Genomic DNA, 18942 nt, shown 5'->3' with positions numbered 1-18942 from the left:
GCAGGGGGCGAGGGCTCTCATCCGCTCTGCTCCCCTGTGTGGAGCCGGCGGGTCGGGGGGCGTGTTTCTGCTTGGGGTCGCTCTCGATCTCCTCCTCGGACATGCGGCACCTCCGTGCGCTCGACGTGGTGATCGTCGTCGTGGTTCGTGCCTCGTCAAGACGCCCGAGGCCCTCCGCTGCACGCGGTGAAGCTCAGGTTCGAGCGTTGCGCACGACAGATGTCGGACGAGCTCGCCACCCTGCCCGTTACCACGAGCATCGAGGACGTCGTGCGGACGATGCGCGAGCCTACCGGCGAGAGCCGGCAAGGCGCCGGGCGGACACCTTACGCGACCAGGAGGTCCTGACCGCACTCATCGCAATGGAACCGTAGAAATCCATGCGCGAAGACTCCGCAGCGCAGGTAACAGCGAAACGCCTGCTCTACGTACCGAGGTAGCGACCGCTCGTAGGTTTCGCGCGCGTGCGCGAGGAACGATTCGAGATTCTCTCGACCAGCCCATGAAGGACCGTCTCGTCGGGGCGATGGGGCGCGTACCCCGCCGGAAACGTCGCCCACGGCGCAAGATGCACCGCACCCGGTCCAGCAGAAGCAACGGAGGCGCCGCTTGAAGCCAACATGGCTCCGCAACCCGGCGGCATCCGTGCCAACATGCAGGAGCCCCTTCGCCGCTCCTTTTCTCACCGCTCCCTGTGGCGTCCGCAGTTCCGCCAAGGCGTCGCCAGGCATCATCGCGGCGAGAGGTCGAGCGCCGCGTACGCCCTCGCGCTTGCCTCCCCGGCACAGGCCTGCTGCTTGCCAATATCACTTTGCCGGAGGTCGCCGGGGCGCTTCGGCGCGCAACCACTGCGCGCGGGCGATCTCAGCAGAGTCCGCGGGCGCTGGCGAGCGGCAAGGCTCCGGCAGCGAGTCGACGCGAGCGGCGAGCTCGACGTTCGGCCCAAGTTTGTTCACCGCTCCGGTGCCACCGGCAGCCCGAACAGGCGACCGATCGCCTCGTGAACGACCCGGGCCGCCACCTCATCCCCGAGGGCGACAGCGCGGCTCAGGGTGCCGGCGAGCGAGGCGATCACGGCCGCCCGAGGCGACGGAGCGGTCACAGCGAGCTCCCCAGGCCCGGGGCTTGACCATTGGGCCCGGGTTGGGTCCATGCCACCCGACGATGAGGCAGCCCTGAGGTCAAGGGCTTGAGCGCTCTCTTTGCGCGGCTGGCCGGCTTCGGCTCGGCAGCGGCGGCGCTCGGCGTCGTCAGTGCAGGTCGTTTCGGCATGGACATCTCCCTTCGCCCTGGTCGGGCGTCGTTCCGCTTGTGCTTGAGCGCCTCGTCGCGTCCGCAGGAGCGAGCTGTGGCTCGATCGACGATCCGCATTCACAGGCCGGCGGTCGCCCTGGTGGCCTGGATGCACACTGGGGTCCGAAACGGGACCGTGGAGGCGCATTCTAGGGGACGGCATGTTCGACCCACAGGCCGGTCACCCGGAAGGCTTCCGCGCTCATCCACGTGGCCCTCTTTCACGCTCCCAGCGTGACGCGCTCGTGGCGCACGTTCCCGTAGGGGGAAAGTCAGTGCATCGAGGCCCTCCTTGAGGTCGAGACCGGCCTCGACCGAGCCGTTGCCCGAGCGACGCCGAGTCCCTTGTCGATCGAGCGCTGCCGGCGGCGCGCCTTGGCCGCGGCCTCCTTCATGCTTTGCGCCTGCTGCTCGATCGACTGTGCTTGCAGCCGCAGGCCCTTGGCCGAAGCGACCGCTGCGCTCTGCGCATCGTAGACCATGCCGTCGCGCCACATGGCCCACAGCACCCCCGACAACCGCCGCGCCAGCGCCACGACCGCGACGTGGCGACCCCGGCGCTCATCGATGGCCTTTGCCCATCGGCGCAGCGGGTCGTCGCCGCTCTTGTGCCGCAGGATCGTGTGCGCGGCCTGCGTCAGCAGCGCGCGCAGATAGCCGTTGCCTTGCTTGGTGATCGAGCCCAGCCGCTGCTTGCCGCGCCCCCCGGAGGTGTCCTCCAGGGGGACCAGGCCGAGATAGGAGGCGAGCTGGTGGGCGTGGTGAAAGCGCTTGGCTTCGTCCACCACCGAGACGAACGCGGCAGCGACGACCAGCCCCACGCCGGGAGCCGTGGTCAGCCGCACGATCACCGGCTCGTGGGTGCACAGCTGCTCGAGCGCGGCATCGGCCAGCGCGATCTGAGGGGTGAGCATCTCCAGCGCTGTCACCAGAGGTCCAACGAGCTGGCGAGTCTCGGCCGGCAAGGCTTGGTCCTCCCCCGCTTCCGTCGACACCCCCGACGGCACCAGGAGGCAGGGATGGGACGGAGAAAGAGGAGGGCGTTCACGCCCGAGTTCAAGGCGGAGGCGGTACGGCTGGCGAAGGCGAGCGACCGGAGCATCGGCCAGGTGGCGAAGGACCTCGACCTGACCGAGACGGCGCTGCGCGACTGGATCAAGCGCGCGGACACCGACGCGGGCCACGGCCCGCCGGGGGCGCTGACGACGCCGGAGCGTGAGGAACTGCAGCGGCTGCGCCGCGACGTGAAGCGGCTGGAGATGGAGCGCGAGATCTTAAAAAAAGCGGCGGCCTTCTTCGCGAAGGAAAACGAGTGAGGTTCGAGTTCATCGACGCGGAGAAGGCGCACTACCCGGTGCTGGTACTGTGCGCGGTGCTGCTCGTCTCGCGCAGCGGCTACTACGGGTGGGCCAAGCGCTCGGAGTCCGCGCGGGCCAAGTCCGACGCTCAACTGAGCGCACAGATCAGGGCCGTGCACCACAAGAGCCGTGGCCGCTACGGCAGTCCGCGCATCCACGCGGAACTTCGTGCTCGCGGCATGCGTGTCGGCAAGAAACGGGTCGAGCGGCTGATGCGAGCTCAACGACTCGCGGCTCGGAGGAAGCGGCGCTTCCGCCGCACCACCAACTCGCGGCACAACGGCCCGATCGCCCCGAATGTGATCGAGCGGCAATTCGATGCTCGAGCGCCCAACCAGGTCTGGGTGACGGACGTGACGTACATTCCCACCGGCGAGGGCTGGCTGTACTTGGCCGTGATCCTGGACCTGTTCTCGCGCCGCGTGGTCGGCTGGGCCGCGAGCGCGTTCAACGATCGCGCCCTGGCGCTCACCGCGCTCGCGTTCGCCTTGGGAACGCGGCGGCCGGCGCCTGGGCTGGTGCACCACTCGGATCGTGGCAGCCCCTACGCCAGCGACGACTACCGGCTCGTGCTCGGGACCCACGGGCTCATCCCGAGCATGAGCCGCGCCGGCGACTGCTGGGACAACGCCGTGGCCGAGAGCTTCTTCGCGACGCTGAAGGCGGAGCTGGTCGAGCACGAGCGCTACCCGACGCGAGCGGCCGCCATCGCATCGATCGGAGACTACATCGAGAACTTCTACAACCTGAAACGACGGCACTCACGGCTCGCCTACATGAGCCCGATCGAGTTCGAATTGAAGACCTACGTGACCGCGCGCGCGGCATAGTGAGACTGTCCGCGGAACCGGGGGAGGACCAGCTGCCGCGCTCAGCACCGTGAGGAATCCCTCGGTGGTGCACCTCGCGAGCTTGTGTCCGCAAGCGCGCAGGATGCCGCGCACGGTAGTGACGTACTGGGCCCGCGTCTCAACCAACGCGCGCCGGACGGCCAGCTGGTGGCGAATGGCCCGCCGGTGAGGCGACAGCACGTGTGCGAGTGGAATGCCCCCGCGCTCGACGGCGCGCGCTAACGCCTCGGCATCAAGGCGGTCATTCTTGCGGCCGTGCTGGCCGATGCCGAGCTGACGAGCTCGCGTGGTGTCGACGACCAGCACGTCGTGACCCCAGTCGCGCAGCTTGTCGTGCACCGCCCAGGCCTCGCGGCAGGCCTCGATCGCCACCCGGGCCGGCGAGGACGACGGGCCGAGGAGATCCTGCAGCGAATCCAGCGAGCGAACCGTGCGCCGTAGCACCACGGCCCCGCCCGCCACCTCGCAGAATGAGATCTCATGGACCCCCAGATCCAGCGCTACACTTCGCATGGCTGACCTCTCCTGGGCCCCCGTCTTCTGCGTCCTCGAACGCGTGGGGGTGCCCGCAGGCAACCCTGCAGGCGAGAGGTCAGCCACATTGCTCGCTGCTCCGAGCGGCTCTTTCTTGCTCGCTCCTCTCCGGAGCCTGGAGCCCCCGCCGGAGGCCTCCGTCCGCCCATCGCCCGCAGCTTTGTCCGGCTGGAGCGCGCAGGGGGAGTCAAGGGCGGCGGAGCCGGCGAGCTCCGCTCGCGAACCCTTGACGCCTCCGAGCACTCCAGCACCCTCGGCTGCCGATGGGCCGACCTCCACGGTGCGGCGGGCTGTCTTCGCAGGCCCCGCCGCGCGAACGCGTCGAGCAGAGGCTTGGGTCGGTACGGTCGGCATCATGGGTCCAGGCGCGCCGTGGGCTGCCTCATTCCATCTAGGGGGTGCGATCCGTCGTCACGCCCTCCCAAATTGCCCGGGGATGTGACGGATCGCGACGGTCCGCCCCCACGGGACAGTCCCGCCAGGGATCTGCCTCGCGAGCGAAGAGAATTCTAACGCAAAGGCGCAAAGGCGCAAAGACGCAAAAAAGAATAATATTTGTTCTTTGCGCCTTTGCGCTTTTGCGCCTTCGCCTTTGCGTCTTTGCGCCTTTGCGTTGAATTCTCTCTCTCCGGATCGCTGGCCGGACTCCTGGCGGGTGGAGCTAGCCGCAGCTCGGCACCTCGTCCAGGCTGAAGAAGACCTGCTTGCCCAGGGATCGGGACAGCTCGACCATCTCGTCGGCGCCCTTCGAGGGGCCGCCGATCCGCAGGCAGGCGTCGCAGCGGGCGACGAGCCGGCGGGCGACGGGGTGGAAGATCTCGTTGAAGATCTCGTCGCCGATCTGGCGCGAGCCGGCGTGCTCGATGAGCGGCAGCGCGAACCACTCGCCGAGGACGGGGAGGTGGCCGGCGCGAAACAGGCGCACCGCCATGTCGTTCATGGCGCGAACGTTGGCGGCGATCAGGGCGGGGTCGTCGTTGGTGCCGGAGCGATAGGGCCCGGCGACGAGGATCATGAGCGGCTGCCCGGTCGTCATCGTCTTGAGTCCTCCAGGGGGGTAGAGCCGACAGAAACGCAGAGGGGCGAGGAGCGGTGTCGGGTGGCGGGCTGCTGGCCCGTGAGATCGGGTGAGGCCCGCGCCATCGCGGCCGCCGCGGCCGTCGCGGCGGTTCACGCCCGTCCGGGCGCGCCGGTCACGGGGCCTGGAGGTCCTGGTCGGCGCTCTTGAACCAGCGCGTCGCGATGCGGACCGCGTTCGTGGCCGCGCCGAGCCGGAGGTTGTCGCCGACCACCGTGATGCACACGGTCTTCCGGTCGCGGTCCCGGGCGTCCGGGCGGATCCGCCCGACCAGGGCGCGGTCGCGGTCCTGCACGCAGTGGAGCGCGCTCAGGCCCTCGCCCGCGGCGCCGGGGAGGTACTTCACATACGGCGCCTGCGCCGGATCGCTCAGGAGGCTCGCCGCGCGCTCCAGGTCCACCGGGCGCTCGAACGTCACCCACGCGTTCTCGTAATGGCCCACGGCGACCGCGACCCGGCAGCACTGCGCGGACACGCCGAGCTCCGGCATCGCCAGGATCTTGCGGCTCTCGAAGATGAGCTTCCGCTCCTCCGAGGAGAAGCCGCTCTCGTCGGTGCCGCCGTTGTGCGGGACGACGTTGCCGGCGTAGCCCGACAGCTTGAACGGGCCGCCCAGCCGGTCGAGCGCCTGGTAGCCGTCGCGCGCGTCGGCGAGGAATGCGTCGAGGGCGGCGATGCCGGCGCCGCTGACCGCCTGGTAGGTGCTCACCGTGACCGCGCTGAGCCCGAACTCCCGGCGCAGGGGCGAGAGCGCGAGCGTCAGCGGGATGGTCGTGCAGTTCGGATTGGCCACGAGCCGGACCGAGTCGTCGATGATGCTCGAGTTCACCCCGGCGGCGACCAGCGGCACCTTCGGGTCGGTGCGGTACGTGTTGCTCTTGTCGATGACGCGGTAGCCGAGCTCCAGGAGCCGCGGGACGTACCGCTTGCTGTGCTCGTCATCCAGGGCGACGAACGCGAGGTCCCCGCGGGGGGCGTCCTGCGCCTCGAGCCGCGACGCGCCGAGCACCTCGTACGACTTGCCGTCGAGGGTGAGCTCCTGGTCCCGGCTCGCGAACAGGGCGAGCGTCGCGCCGGGCCAGGCCCGCGCGATGAGGGTGATGGTTTCGCGACCGACGAGGCCCGTAGCGCCGAGGATGCAGATTCGCATAGGGGCGCTCTTTACCAGACCGGCGCCCATCCGACGAGGGGCCAGTGGGCGGGCGCGGCGGGGCCGCCCGCGGCGGGGCATCCGCGCGCCGGCGCCGGAGGCAGCGCGCCGGCGCCGCCGGCGCCGGAGGGGGACCGGCGCCCTGGACCGACCGAGGGCGAGGCGACCGCGGCCCCGATGGCGCAGGGCGCCATGCCCGGCGGCCTCGGGTCGGCCTGTCCGGGACGCGCGGGCGCCGCGGCGCCGACCTGCGCTGGCGAGCTCGCCGCCGGCCTGGCGCGGCGCGCGGGCGGCCTGCTCAGATGACCGTGCCCGGGGGGACGACGGCGTTCTTCGGGACGACGACGATGCCCTCGCGGGCCGCGTAGTACTCGGCGTCGGCGTCCTCGCGATCCGGAATGTTGCGGATCACCACGCCCTCGCCGATGCGCGCGTTCTTGTCGATGATCGCGCCGTCGATCCTGCACCCCCGGCCGATGCCGATGGGCGGGAGACCCCGCGTGCTCTCGGGGGCGTGGCCCTGGAACAGGACCTCGTAGTCCGCGCCCATCATGACCGTGTTCGACATCGTGACGTGGGGCCCGATCGACGAGAGCTGCCCGACGACGGACCGGGAGATCTTCGACTCGATGATCCGGCTCCCCTCGGCGAGGAGCACCTGGTCGAGGACCGAGCCGGCGCTGACGTGGGCCGGGGGGAAGAACTGCGGGCGGGTGTAGATCGGCCGCTGGGGATCGTAGAACGAGAAAGGAGGATTGGAGTCGGTGAGCGCGAGGCTGGCCTCGTAATAGCTCCGGATCGTGCCGATGTCCTCCCAGTACCCGTCGAACGTGTAGGTCACCATCCGGTGGGTGTCGAGCGCGCGCGGCAGGATGTGGTGGCCGAAGTCGGAGGCGTTGTCGCGCTCGAGCATCTCGTAGAGCGCCTTCGCGCTGAAGATGTAGACGCCCATCGAGGCGAGCCACGGGTTCTTCGGATCGGGGAGCCGCCGCACGCCGTCGAGCAGCTTCATGTCCTTCGGCTTCTCGACGAACTTGACCACCCGCCCGTCGTCGTCGGTGTCCACGATGCCGAGGCGCGACACCTCGTCGGTCGGGACGGGCCGCACCGCCAGCGTGACGTCCGCCCGGGTCTCGCGGTGGCGCTCGAGGAAAGGCTCGTAGTCCATGCGGTAGAGGTGGTCGCCCGAGAGGATCATGACGTCGCGCGGGTTCGGCGACTTGACCTCGCCCAGCTGCTTGCGGACCGCGTCGGCGGTGCCCTGGTACCAGTCGCTGTGGGTCGGCGTCTGCTCGGCGGCGAGGATCTGCACCGCGCCCGCGGAGAAGACGTCGAATCGATACGTCTGCGTGATGTGGTTGTGGAGAGAGACCGAGTTGTACTGCGTGAGGATGTGGATGCGATTGAAGCCCGAGTTGAGGCAGTTGCTGATCGGGATGTCGACCAGTCGGTACTTGCCGCCGGTCGGGACCGCTGGCTTCGAGCGCAGCTTGGTGAGCGGATAGAGGCGGCTTCCGACGCCTCCGCCGAGGATCAAAACCACCACGTCGTTGTGCTTCAAGCGGACCTCCGCAGGTGAGGGGGACGGTTCGACGCCCGGAGCATGGGCGCGACTAGACTAGCCGATCCTCGGGATCGGTCGAGCCGAATACCATGTTGTGCGATGTGGTTGCAACCGTCGCGCTCGCCGGGTGATCCCGGGCCGGCCCGCGCGGGAGGCGCGCCGGCCCCGGGGCCGCCGCCGCCGCGCCGGGGCGGTGAGCCGCCGCCGCGCCGGCGCGGCGATCGGGCGAGAGAGAGACAAACCGCCAAGGCGCCGAGGACGCCGAGAGAGAGAATTCTCCGGGTCCCGTGGCGCCTTGGCGGTTTCTTCGGTGATCGGGTATCTCGTCCGGCGAAGCGGGCTCGCGCAGCGTCACGCCGCTGTGCGAGCCCTGGCGCGGCCCGGGCCGTCGGGCGACGACGGCGGCCGCTCCGCCCGATCAGCGCGTGGCGCCGGAGCCCGGCGCGCTGCCCGTGGCGCCGGAGCCCGGCGCGCTGCCCGTGGCGCCGGGGCCCGCGCCCGGGCTCTGCGTGCCGGGGCCGGTCCCCGTGCCGGTCGTGCCGCCCTTCTTGTTCTGCGGATTGCCCTGCTGCGGGCTGGTGGTGGGCGACTGCGTGCCGCTGCTCGTGTCGCCGCGGAAGCCGCCGGGGACCCCCGCGCCCGTGCCCGGGGTCCCGGTGCCCGTCGCGCTGCTGCCCGTGCCGGTGGCACCCGGGGTGCCGGTGCCGGTGGCGCCAGCGCCCGTGGTCCCCGTGCCCGTGCCCGTCAGACCGGTGCTCCCGGTGCCGGTGCCCGTTACACCCGTGCCCGTCCCGGAAGCGCCCTGTCCAGAGCCCAGGTCGCTCGTGCCGGAGCCGATGCCGCCCGTCGAGGGCTGACCCGCGCTGCTGCCGGTCCCAGGAGCTCCCGTGGCGTCGCCCGTCCCGACGCCCGTGCCCGCGTTCGTCCCGGTGCCGCTCGCGTCCGAGCCCCACGGCGCTTGCGTTCCTTCCGTGGCGCCCGGGGAGGTGGCGCCAGCGGGGCTCTGCGCAGGCTGCGAGTTGCTGGAGCAGCCGAATCCGGCGAGGGCGAGCATGGTCGAGAGCGCAAGAGAGTGAACGAGAGTTCGCATGATCATCAGTCTCCTCGCTACCGCCCGAGACGGGCGTGATAGCGCTGAAACGAGCTCCGGTGTCCCGGAGTCTCGTGGACAACGGCAATCCGTTGGTGTGAGCGGTGGCGGCCCAATGCACGGCGCGAGCCACCCGCGCGGCGGCCCCGGAAAACAGGCCGCTTCCGTACGTCGCCGTCACGCCGTCACCGCGAGCTCAGCCGCGCGTCCGTGTGGGGGCGCTCTGCCACAGGTGTGGCACGATGGCCGGCCGCCGGCGGGCTCAGCGGCAGCGCGCCGGCCGGGCGCGCGCGCGGAGGCCCTCCCACGCGATCGCCCCCGTCTGCTCCTCGACGCTGAGCGAGGTGATCAGCGGGTCCGGCGAGGTGTCCACGCGCACCGCCACCGAGAGCGCCCCGCGCTCGCAGCGCAGGCCGAAGCGCGCCGACGTGGCGCTCTCGACCATCGCGGAGCCGTCGAGCGCGCACGCGCCCACCCTCGCGCCGACGTCCCGCAGCTCCTGCCGCAGCGACGTGAGGTAATCGTCGGGGAACCAGCCGGGCCGGAGCCGGCGATCGAGAGGATCCATCCGCGCGCGGCCGATGACCGAGGCGACCGCCTGCGCCGCGCGGCGCACCGACGGGGAGGGCGGGACGACGCGCGCGACCATCGCGCCGGTCGCCTCGAGCTTGCCGAGCACCTTCGTGCTCAGCGACTCGAGGGCGGCGCCGGCCACGTTGGCGAGCGCGACGACGCCGACGCCGCGCTGCGGGAGGATCATCACCGAGGCGGAGAAGCCGTCGATGAGGCCGTTGTGGAACACCACGTGGCCGAGGTCGCAGTCCTCGCGCACGTGCCAGCCGAGCCCGGGGCCGTCGGCGCCGCCGGCCGCCGGGAACGCCGAGCCGTTGCGCGCCATCATGTGCGACTCGCGCAGCGTGCTCCGCCGCAGGGGGCCGGCCTCGGGCGCGTCGCGGGCGGGCCAGGCGGCGAGCTGGAGCCCGATGAACCGGCCCATGTCGGACAGGCTCGCGTAGAGCCCCGCGGTCGACTCGGAGGCCCCGAGCCGCCACGGCTGGATGGGCGTCACCTCGTCGCCCGCGCGCACGTGCGGCGACGCGAGCGCGTCGGGCGGCACCTCGGCGGCGTCCCACGCGGCGTCGCGCATGCCGAGCGGCGCGAGCAGCGCGTCGTTCATGTAGCGCCGGTACGGGACGCCGGCGGCGCGCCCGACGAGCAGCCCGAGGAGCGAGTAGCCGAGGTTCGAGTAGGACGTCTCGGTGCCCGGCGCGCTCTCGAGCCCGAAGCCGTCGAGGGTGGCCAGGATCTCGCGCTCGGTGAGGTCGCGCGCCGTCGAGGCGGGGGAGAACACGCCGAGCCGGGGCAGGCCGGAGCTGTGCGTGAGCAGGTCGCGCACCGTCATCGGCCGCGAGTCGCGCGTCGGGTAGACGACGCCGGCGAGCGCGGGCAGGTAGCGGGCCGCCGGGGCGTCGATCGACAGCCGCCCCTCGTCGCGGAGCCGCAGGACCGCCGCGGCGGTCAGCGTCTTCGTGATCGAGCCGATGCGGAAGCGCGTGTGCTCGTCGACCGCCCCGCCCCGCGCGACGTCGCGCACGCCGACCACCTTCTGGATCGCGAGCTCGCCGTCGATGACGACGCCGAGCGCCAGGGCGGGCAGGCGCTCCCGCTCCGCGGTGCGCTGCGCCAGCGCCTGCACCTCGGGCGCGGCCGCGCGGAGCTTCCGCCCGCGCTCCGGATCGAGGAAGCGCGGCGCCGGCGCGGGCTCGCTGGCGAAGCGCTGGAGGAGCGGCGCCGGGGCCGCTGGCCGGGCGGCCCGCGGCGCGGGCGCGGCCTTCGCGCACCCGCCGAGGAGCGGGAGCGACGCGGAGAAGACGGCCGTCGCGAGGCGTACGGCGAAGTTGCTACCAGTCGTCTTCAAGGCGGAACCGTGATTTTCGCTCCTCCATCACGGTCCGACAATCGAAAGCAGCAATCGAGCGATTTCCGTTCTCGATTTTCCATTGAAGGAAGACGGAAAGAGCCACCTCGGCGCAGCTCGGGCGTATGTCTCCCACGGTGTGGCCCGCGCGTGGGTCTCCCACGGTGTGGCCCGCGCGCGGGCCATGGGGCGGTGCGCGCCTACGCCCCTGCGAACCGATCCCGGAAGGCCCGATAGTTCGGCTGGTCGGCGCCCCGGTCGTACACAGCGAACACCACGCGCGAGAACGCGCCGCGGAAGCGCGGGTGATCGAGCCACCGGGCGAACACGTCGGCGACCTCGCCCGGGTCGTTGCGGAAGACGCCGCACCCCCAGGCGCCGAGCACCAGGCACCGGTGCCCGTGCGCGCCCGCCGCCGCGAGCACCATGGCCGCGCGGCGCTCCAGGGCCGCGCGGATGTCCTGGTCCACCCCCTCGTCGCGCAGGAGCGCCTCGCCGGCGTTCGGCGCCGGCGCGGTGATGATCGACAGCGCGAAGGGCCGCTCCAGCAGGTTGTGCTGGTCGTCGCGGAAGAACGGCACGTCCGGCGAGTAGATGAGGTGATCGGTGTACAGGAAGCTGCCCGAGGCGCGGTTCTGGTCGTAGTACTCGCGCTGCTCGACCAGGCATGCGTACAGCGCGGAGCACCTGGCGAGGTCCTCTTCCTGGGCCTTGGCCCCGCGCAGGAACCCGCCCCCGGGGTTCTTGCCGGACGCGAAGTTGAGGGCCGCGACGCGGGCCTCGCCCTCCTGCTCGACGAGCCGACGGCCGGCGGCCCCCGTGGTCTCGCCCGTGACCTCGAGGGTCGTCGGCCGCTCGAGGCGCTCCTTCGGCTCCCAGGTGTCGAGGGATCCGGGCCGGTAAAGCGCAGTGGCCTTCACCGCGGCGAGCACGCGATCGCGGATGCGGACCGTCGCGCCCGAGGGCGCGGTGTACTCGCCCCGGCTCGCGATCTGCACGGTTTCTGCGGCGATGCCCGTGAGCTTCATGCGTCCAAAGATTGGCGAACCGCGGCCGAGCGTCCAGCGAAACGCGCGCCGCCGCGGGCGCGCGGGGCCTGCTCCACCGGGGCTCCGGCGGGCCGGCGGCGTCGTCTGCCCGCGATCTCCTGCGGATCGGCGCCGCGGATGGCGCGCGGGCGCCGCGCATGGCGCGCGGACGCCGCGCATGGCGCGCGGGCGGCGCGCGTGAGATCATGGCGCGCGATGTCCGAGGTCGAGCTCAGCGTCCGGCGTCACTCGGCCGAGCAGGCGGCCCCCGCGCCCCGGCGGAGGCGGCCCCCCGCGCCCTGGCGAAGGCGGCCCCCCGCGCCCTGGCGGAGGCGACATCGGCGGCGCGCCCCTCGCGGCGCACCGCCACCCTCGCGGGCGTCGCGGCCATCTGCCTCTGGGGCAGCTTCACGCTGCTCTCGACCTCGGTGCGCGGCCTGCCGTCGCTCCAGGTGCTCGCGTCGACCTTCGCGATCGCGGCGCTCCTCGGCGCGGCGCGGATTGCCCGGCGCGGCCGGGGCGGCCTCGGCGCGCTCCGCCAGCCGCTCGGCTGGTGGCTCGTCGGCGTGGGCGGTCTGTTCGGCTATCACGCCCTCTATTTCTACGCGCTCTCCGTCGCGCCGCCCGTGCAGGTCAGCGTGATCTCGTACCTGTGGCCGCTGCTCATCGTCCTGTTCTCGGCGGCGCTGCCCGGCGGCCGTCTGCGCTGGAGGCACGTGGCCGGGGCGCTGCTCGGGCTCGCGGGCGTCTGGACGGTCCTTGCCGCCGGGGGCGCCGTCATCCCGAGCGCCGCGCACCTGCCCGGCTACGCGGCCGCGCTCGGCTGCGCGCTCCTCTGGTCGACGTACTCCGTGCTCCAGCGCCGCTTCGCCGAGGTCCCCGCCGACGCCCTCGTCGGCCCCTGCGCCGCGACGGCGGCCCTCGGCCTCGCCGGGCACCTCGCGTTCGAGCGCACGGTCGCGCCCACGGCCGGCCAGGTGCTCGGCCTGCTCGCGCTCGGGCTCGGCCCCGTGGGCGTCGCGTTCTTCGCCTGGGATCACGCGACGAAGCACGGCGACGTCTCGCAGCTCGGCGTGCTGGCCTACGGCGCGCCCATCCTCTCGACGCTGCTCCTCTGCCTCGCCGGCCACGCCGAGGCGAGCCTCGCGCTGCTCGCCGCCTGCGCCCTCGTGGCGGCCGGCGGCCTCGTGGCCACCGCTCGCGCCGCCTGAGAGGCGCGGCCGCGCCCCTCGTCACGGGCGCTATCGGATACGCCCTATTCCAGCCTGTCGCCTGACGATGCGGCGTCGAATCGGCTCAGGTAAGGCGCGCCTCGCGCATCGAATCGGCATACCCATGCGTGGTCGGGATCATACGCGGTAGCACCTCCGATAGAGACAGGCGGGGCCGTTTGTAGACTCGGCAGCGCCTCGAGGATCCCCTCGCTCCCCGCACGCCATCGAAAGCACCATCTCGTCATCTCGGAAGGCCTCGGGTGATGCGCGCTTCGCCGTTCGATGATACGGCCCCGCGTGTGGCGATACCATTCATTGAGCCGTTTGGCTACGTACAGATCTCCCGTGTGTGAAAACCATGCGTCGAGCTCAGATTTTGCATTGATCGCGTTGGCAAAAACTTTGACCGGCGAGAGCCACTCTCGCGATAGCTGTCGCAGGAGGAGCTCATCAAAGCGCGATAGGTAGAGCCCATGGCCTGCCCGTCGGGGAAAGAGTCCGGCATGATAACGCCCAAGGTTGGCCAGCTGCGGGTGGAACGTGCTCCCAGATGCACAGAACCTGGAAAAGGCGACGGGCGAGCGGCGGCACCACAATTTCCAGAGCGTAGCCGCGAGAGCTGTCTCGAGCTTCGACCATTGGACCACAGGCGGCTTGCGTAGCAGAGCATCCGCGACATTGAGGGATATGGCCCTGCCCGGGCCGGGCCCTCGCGGAAATACTCCGGCGGCGTCTGGGCTGAGATCGACGACGAACACCGTGCGCCCGCGCTCGACCACGGAAGCGCAGATCCGACAGAGGCTCATCAGGCCGCCTGGTGTCGGCGGAAGCGCCACGCAGACCGGCGGCCCATCAGGACGTGCGAGCTCTTCATTGAGATCGGCAGACGGCTCTCCCCCCCAGTATCTAAGGCGCGCAGCACGATGACGTTTCGGATCGACTCTTGATGGACCCAGTAGGAGATTGTCATCTTCGGCCACGACCGGGGATGCAACCTTGGCTAGAGCCGCTCCGGCAATCCTGCCCATGGCAACGTAGACTGCGCCCCGTATCGGATTGTTCATCATCTGAATCCGCACGATCTGCATTTGCATGCTGGCGGGTATGGTGCGTCCGTTTGGCAGGCGTCGCGGCAACTTTCACACGGTGTATAGCCCCATTTGTCGCAGCCTGGATATCCCGTGATGCACTTGCCGCCGATCTATTGGCAATCCACGAACATGTCTGTGCATGTCTTGTCGGGCGTGCACCCTGCCATCTCCTCAGTGGCGCCGCTCCCCACGTCGTCACCGTTTCCGAACCCGTCCCCCGTAGCTGCTGACCCCGGTGGGTATGGTTCTCCGGCCCCTGCGCCTTCCGTCCCCCTCAGATAGCACTCGCCCACGTCGTAGTTACACGCCCACACCGTGAGACCGAGAGGAATAAGAACAGGGATCGCCTTCATTTTCAGCCTGTGGCGCATGCCCATCCTCCAGGTCGTTCCAGATGCGCGTGCGGAGGGGCGGTGTCAACCGTGATTCAGGGCACGGATTGCGTCCCTGCGGCTACGGCTCGTCAACCTCGCCCTGGGTCGAAGCCGAGATCGACTGCACGCACTGCCCCGGGGGAGGGCGTCCAGGTTCTTCCGGCCGATTCATCGCCACCTCAAAGTCAGCGCTTGATCTGGGCATCGGGCCAGAGCCCAAGGATCTCTTGCAGCTGCTGCTCGGGACCGAACTCTTCCCAGAGAATGCCATTGCAATCCCGAGCCTCGGAAAAGGCGCTGGCGTCATCGTCCTCCCACCCCAGATGACGCAATCCCGGAGCCCCGCCATCGGGGAGCTGGCGAATCGAAAAGTTCACCGCGTCGGTGCGCCAGAGCGCGCACTGGCGCGGCACGATCACCTGCGGCTGGGCCGCCAGGCGCCGCGTGTAATCCGTGATGGAATCCGCCAGTGAGCTCACACCCAAAGCAATATGAATCTTTCGCATCCAGGACCCTCCGCGCAGCGCCGACGTCGGCGCCGCGAGACACGTCATGATCGAGCTCCGAACAGAGGCCGATACCATGGGCGAGGCAACGGCACCAGCCTCGGCGTGCGAGCTCGGCGCGCGCGCCGGATCGAGCTCGGACACGCCGGCGCACATGGCGCCGGAGCATCAGCGAGGGCGCGCCGCGCGCCCGCTCCGGCGCAGCCACGGCGCTACTGCCTGCGCACCTGCGCACGTTCGGGACGGGGCGACCCCGAGGCGCTCTGGTTTCGCCGCAGAATTTGTCGTTGACGTCCATCCCACGGCCGGAACAATGGCGCGCGGTCCTCAGCGCGCAGCGCGCGCATCGGCCAAAGGCTTCCAACCGGGGGGTGACGGTGAGGGCGTCACAGCGACGGATCTCATGGGCAGCAGGGGTTGTCCTCCCGCTCCTTGTTGTCCCGGCGCCCGTAGAAGCGCCCGAGCTGAGCGCCGGTGTGAGCCTCGGGTGGCTGCAGGCCGGTACCGTTCCGCGCCTCGCGGTGGGGCCGCACGCGGGCATCGCGTGGCCCATCCAGCGAGAGATCCTGTTCACGGTGCACGACCTGTGCACGATCCTACCCGCGACCCAGGAGGACGGGCCCGGGGTCTACAACCAGACCTCGGCTAACATCGGGTACGCGTGGAAGGACGGCAACGTCAGCGCGGGGCCCTCGGTCGCGTTCTATGTCATGCCGGCGTGCGGTATCACCTTGTGCGGCCGCGTCGGCGGCTTGGCCGTAGGTGGCCACGCGCAGGCCAACGCGTACGTTGCCGGACCGCTGGGCGTGTCGATGAGCGCCAACGTGAACTGGGTCGGCGGGAGCAGCCTGGTGCTCCCGGGCTGCGTGTCCGTCGTCATTGTTGTTGGTCCTGTGCTTCGATGGAGTACCCAATGAGCATAAGAACGAGTCTACTGGCGACCATGGGCGCCGCCGCTCTGGCGGTTTCGGCGTGCAACTGGACGATAGGAGACTGCTATCCTGTCGAGGAACGAAGCTCGGGGGTAGGTGCAGGTCCAGGTTGGGATCCCGTCCCCATCTACACCTCCGCCGCATCCGGTGACTTCGGGGCGGAGCCGGACGGCCCGTACGATGGCAGCGAGCGCAAGATCGCGTGCAACGAGTCCGACCTCGAAGACGAAGACAAGAGGCCGAGCGACAGCTCGGAGAGCCCGGCATATAGCCCGGACAGCCCGCGAGACCCGTGCCCCGGATTCGGCGATGTAACGGGAGGCGGAGCGACCTTCTTGAGCTGTAGCGGTGCCTGCAGCTCGAAGTGTCCGCAGCCTGGAATGGCTCACTTTGTGTACGTGGATTTCGATCCGTCGGACTTTCCATTTGTTACGATTGTCAAGGATGACGGCCGGGGGAGCGCAGGCGGGTGGCAACAGGCCAAGGCAAACCTGAAGTTCACGCACAGATCCTCACGCGGCACCACCGAGTGGTACTGCGCTATCACCATCAAAATGCCGATTCGGACTGAGTTTATGGGAAAAATTGATCCGATTCGTGCGGCCAACCTCAGCGAAGAAATTACGGAGGCGGTCGCGAACGTCATGGACTACAATCTCCCGCCGGGGATCTTTGCAAAGATTTTGCCGGCAAGGCAAAGGTCGCGTTCAAGTCCACGTATCCGCTGCTCGGCGCGTCGGTGACGAATCCATGAAAATGACCCGCTCCGAGCTGCTCGACGTCGTCTACCGTTTCTACCCGCGGGGGGTGCAGAAAATGCAGCGCATCTATGTGCCTCCGGGCGAGCGCGTCTACGAGGACACGGAGGAGCACCGCCGCTTGGTGGAAGCCGCAAACCGTGGACGTGCGGAGTATACAACGTGGGAAGCGATGATTCACCGCATGTACGAACGATACAGACTTCAAAACGAGTCTATCGACCTGTTCGCGGGAGGGGTTGCCCCGGCCTACTCGGCCCGCATCTATCGCCCCAAGGACTTCGAGCCCGCTCCCTCGCTCGGCAGCAGGGCTTCGCTCAGCTTCCACGTGAGCCTTCTCGGGCCGTATTATGGAATCCACAGTAGGGGCGAGCCAGACGAGATACCGGCGGCGGTCGCAGAAGAGATCGAGGCCACGTACCCCGGCTACCAGACGATCCCGCCGGAGCTCGGGAACGAGGTGGTGCCGGATGTGGATATGGATGGGGTGTTGATGGGCGAGGCGACGATCTACATGTGCCTCTTCTCGGACGTCTGGACCTGGGTGGATCCGTAGCCATTCTCCTGGGCGGCCGTCGTCCACTCGGCCGAGCTCGGGCGCATCGCCGTCGAGACGCTCGAGGCGAGCTCGGCGCCGTCGCTGACGTGGAAAGCCGGCTTAGCCGCCGGGAAGCGCCGCTCGCTGGGGGCGCCGCTCGCTCGGGGCGGCGACTGGTGGAGGAGCGGCCGCGGATCGAGGTGGACACCGGGATCCCCAGCGACCCAGCACGAACGCGACGGCCGCAGAGGTGCCGCAAGGTTGCATCGAGCTCGACCGGCGCCGAGACTCGGGGCGCCCCTGACCAAAGGAGGGTATCTCATGGGTTATCGCAATCTCAGCCCCCAGGCGATGGTCAACATCTCCGCGCCGTGGCTCGATCCGGCGCAGGATCGGAAGGTGTTCACGTCGCTGCCGCTGCTCGCGCCGCTCCTGCCCGCGGTCGAGGAGGCGCACGGTCGGATCCTGACCACGCAGCGGCTCGGCTCCAGCCTGCAGCAGCAGGCGAAGGCGCTCATGGAGCGCGCGCTCGCGCTCGACGCGACGCACGACCGCAAGCTCCGCGGGGCGTACAACTACCTCGGCGCGCTCGCCGAGATGACCGACGATCCCGAGCTCGCCGCGGCGCTCCTCGACCTGCGCGATCGGCTCGCCCCGGCGGGGCTCCGGGCGATCTCGCGCAGCTATGGCGACCAGGCGGGCGACGCAAAGCTGCTCCGGTCGCGCCTCGACGAGGCCTCGGAGAAGCTGCTCAAGAAGCTGAAGACGCCCGAGGGGCCGCTCGCGCAGGTGGTGGACGCCTGGGTCGCGGCCGCGCTCGAGATCGAGAAGGTGGAGGCGCAGCGCGAGCAGCTCGCGCTGAGCGCCCCGTCGAACACGGACGGCGCGACGCCGCGTGAGGTGCTGAACGCCCGCAACGCCTGGATCCGCATGGCCCGCGCGGTCGAGACGAACCTCGCCCTCGAGAAGACCGCGAGCGCCGAGACCGTCGACCGCCTGCTCGGCCGGCTCCGCCGCGAGTCCACCCGGGCCGACCGGCGCGGGCGCAAGGGCGGCGCCGAGGCCGCGGCCGAGCCCGCGCCGGCCGACGACGCCGCGCCGCCCGCCGCCGACGCCGTCGCCGACGCGGACGATTCCTTCGACGGCGCCTGAGCCCGGCGCTCCTCACCTCCTCGGCACGAGCACCACGCCCGCGCCAGGACGCGCGAAGGTTGGGCACCTTGCTCGAACTGCCGTCCTCCACCCCGTTGAGGTAAGCCATCTTTCTTTTTTTGCCGCCTGCCAGGGGGTGCGAGGCTGTCCACTTGCGCCGATCGGTGGTCGGTGGCGATCTCGAGGAAGATGTCTCACGCCGAAGCGCCTCCAGGCGGCGATCTCAAGTAAGATGTCTTACGCCGAAGCGCCTCCGGGCGGCGATCGCGAGTAAGAGGGCTTACGCAAGATCGCCGCCGGGCGGCGATCGCCGAGAGTTGGTTTGCGCCGAGCGCCGCCGGGCGGCGATCTTGAGTAAGAGGGCTTACGCGAGAGCGCCGGCGGGCGGCGATCGCCGAGAGTTGGTTTGCGCCGAGCGCCGTCGGTCGGCGATCGAGGGGAAGGGGGCTCGCATCCGAACGCCGCCCGGCGGCGCTCGCCGGCAGTGGATTGGCGCCGAGGAGCCGCCCGGCG

At 70.3% G+C, this 18942-nt stretch carries 15 protein-coding genes; 6 read left to right on the top strand and 9 right to left on the bottom strand.

Features of this window, described 5'->3' with window-relative positions:
- Positions 1 to 1565: 1565 nt before the first annotated feature.
- Positions 1566 to 2288: an IS110 family transposase gene (locus NQZ70_RS34030; RefSeq protein WP_237244289.1), complete on the bottom strand. Its 723-nt coding sequence runs from the start codon at positions 2286 to 2288 to the stop codon at positions 1566 to 1568.
- A 24-nt stretch (positions 2289 to 2312) separates the two neighbouring features.
- On the opposite strand from NQZ70_RS34030, the gene NQZ70_RS34025 reads away from it, so the two are divergent.
- Positions 2313 to 3481, top strand: a protein-coding gene (locus NQZ70_RS34025) for an IS3 family transposase (RefSeq protein ID WP_129572590.1) whose coding sequence is annotated in 2 segments (ribosomal slippage) — positions 2313 to 2565 and positions 2565 to 3481 — 1170 coding nt in all. Because the reading frame shifts where the segments join, the coding sequence is not laid out codon by codon here.
- Here the strand turns inward: NQZ70_RS34025 and NQZ70_RS34020 are convergent.
- The 7 genes from NQZ70_RS34020 to NQZ70_RS33990 all read right to left on the bottom strand — a co-directional run bounded on the left by NQZ70_RS34020 (position 3413) and on the right by NQZ70_RS33990 (position 11864).
- The gene (locus NQZ70_RS34020; protein ID WP_129577949.1) at positions 3413 to 4015 is read right to left on the bottom strand and encodes a transposase; all 603 of its coding nucleotides are present in this window, start codon (positions 4013 to 4015) and stop codon (positions 3413 to 3415) included. The genes NQZ70_RS34025 and NQZ70_RS34020 overlap by 69 nt on opposite strands.
- A gap of 682 nt (positions 4016 to 4697) precedes the next feature.
- Positions 4698 to 5072 (bottom strand): DUF4406 domain-containing protein, encoded by a 375-nt coding sequence (locus NQZ70_RS34015; protein ID WP_129577948.1) that lies wholly within the window; start codon positions 5070 to 5072, stop codon positions 4698 to 4700.
- Between the two features lie 157 nt (positions 5073 to 5229).
- Positions 5230 to 6264, bottom strand: a complete 1035-nt coding sequence (locus tag NQZ70_RS34010) for an aspartate-semialdehyde dehydrogenase (RefSeq protein ID WP_129577947.1) — start codon at positions 6262 to 6264, stop codon at positions 5230 to 5232.
- Between the two features lie 298 nt (positions 6265 to 6562).
- On the bottom strand, positions 6563 to 7825 hold the full coding sequence (gene glgC, locus NQZ70_RS34005) for a glucose-1-phosphate adenylyltransferase (protein ID WP_129577946.1): 1263 nt from the start codon (positions 7823 to 7825) through the stop codon (positions 6563 to 6565).
- Positions 7826 to 8246: 421 nt separating this feature from the next.
- Positions 8247 to 8918 (bottom strand): hypothetical protein, encoded by a 672-nt coding sequence (locus NQZ70_RS34000; RefSeq protein WP_207218054.1) that lies wholly within the window; start codon positions 8916 to 8918, stop codon positions 8247 to 8249.
- A gap of 262 nt (positions 8919 to 9180) precedes the next feature.
- The gene (locus NQZ70_RS33995; RefSeq protein ID WP_129577944.1) at positions 9181 to 10836 is read right to left on the bottom strand and encodes a serine hydrolase; all 1656 of its coding nucleotides are present in this window, start codon (positions 10834 to 10836) and stop codon (positions 9181 to 9183) included.
- A 200-nt stretch (positions 10837 to 11036) separates the two neighbouring features.
- Positions 11037 to 11864, bottom strand: a complete 828-nt coding sequence (locus NQZ70_RS33990; RefSeq protein ID WP_129577943.1) for a TIGR02452 family protein — start codon at positions 11862 to 11864, stop codon at positions 11037 to 11039.
- A gap of 206 nt (positions 11865 to 12070) precedes the next feature.
- Here NQZ70_RS33990 and NQZ70_RS33985 point away from each other — a divergent pair, with 206 nt between their 5' ends.
- The gene (locus NQZ70_RS33985) at positions 12071 to 13075 is read left to right on the top strand and encodes a DMT family transporter (protein WP_272826233.1); all 1005 of its coding nucleotides are present in this window, start codon (positions 12071 to 12073) and stop codon (positions 13073 to 13075) included.
- A 1653-nt stretch (positions 13076 to 14728) separates the two neighbouring features.
- Here the strand turns inward: NQZ70_RS33985 and NQZ70_RS33980 are convergent.
- Positions 14729 to 15049: a hypothetical protein gene (locus tag NQZ70_RS33980; RefSeq protein WP_129577941.1), complete on the bottom strand. Its 321-nt coding sequence runs from the start codon at positions 15047 to 15049 to the stop codon at positions 14729 to 14731.
- A gap of 476 nt (positions 15050 to 15525) precedes the next feature.
- Between NQZ70_RS33980 and NQZ70_RS33975 the strand changes: the two genes are divergently transcribed.
- From NQZ70_RS33975 to NQZ70_RS33960, 4 genes are all read left to right on the top strand, one after another.
- A complete protein-coding gene (locus NQZ70_RS33975) occupies positions 15526 to 15966 on the top strand; it encodes a hypothetical protein (protein WP_129577940.1) in 441 nt (146 codons plus the stop codon).
- Positions 15967 to 16373: 407 nt separating this feature from the next.
- The gene (locus NQZ70_RS33970) at positions 16374 to 16724 is read left to right on the top strand and encodes a hypothetical protein (RefSeq protein ID WP_272826231.1); all 351 of its coding nucleotides are present in this window, start codon (positions 16374 to 16376) and stop codon (positions 16722 to 16724) included.
- 7 nt (positions 16725 to 16731) lie between these two features.
- On the top strand, positions 16732 to 17295 hold the full coding sequence (locus tag NQZ70_RS33965; RefSeq protein WP_129577939.1) for a hypothetical protein: 564 nt from the start codon (positions 16732 to 16734) through the stop codon (positions 17293 to 17295).
- A 303-nt stretch (positions 17296 to 17598) separates the two neighbouring features.
- The gene (locus NQZ70_RS33960; RefSeq protein WP_129577938.1) at positions 17599 to 18429 is read left to right on the top strand and encodes a hypothetical protein; all 831 of its coding nucleotides are present in this window, start codon (positions 17599 to 17601) and stop codon (positions 18427 to 18429) included.
- Positions 18430 to 18942: the final 513 nt, after the last annotated feature.

This window comes from Sorangium sp. So ce836 (genome assembly GCF_028553905.1).
GTDB classification, from domain to species: domain Bacteria; phylum Myxococcota_A; class Polyangia; order Polyangiales; family Polyangiaceae; genus Sorangium; species Sorangium cellulosum_D.
The sequence above is the reverse complement of the archived record's forward strand: the minus strand, read 5'-3'. Positions and strand labels throughout refer to the sequence as shown.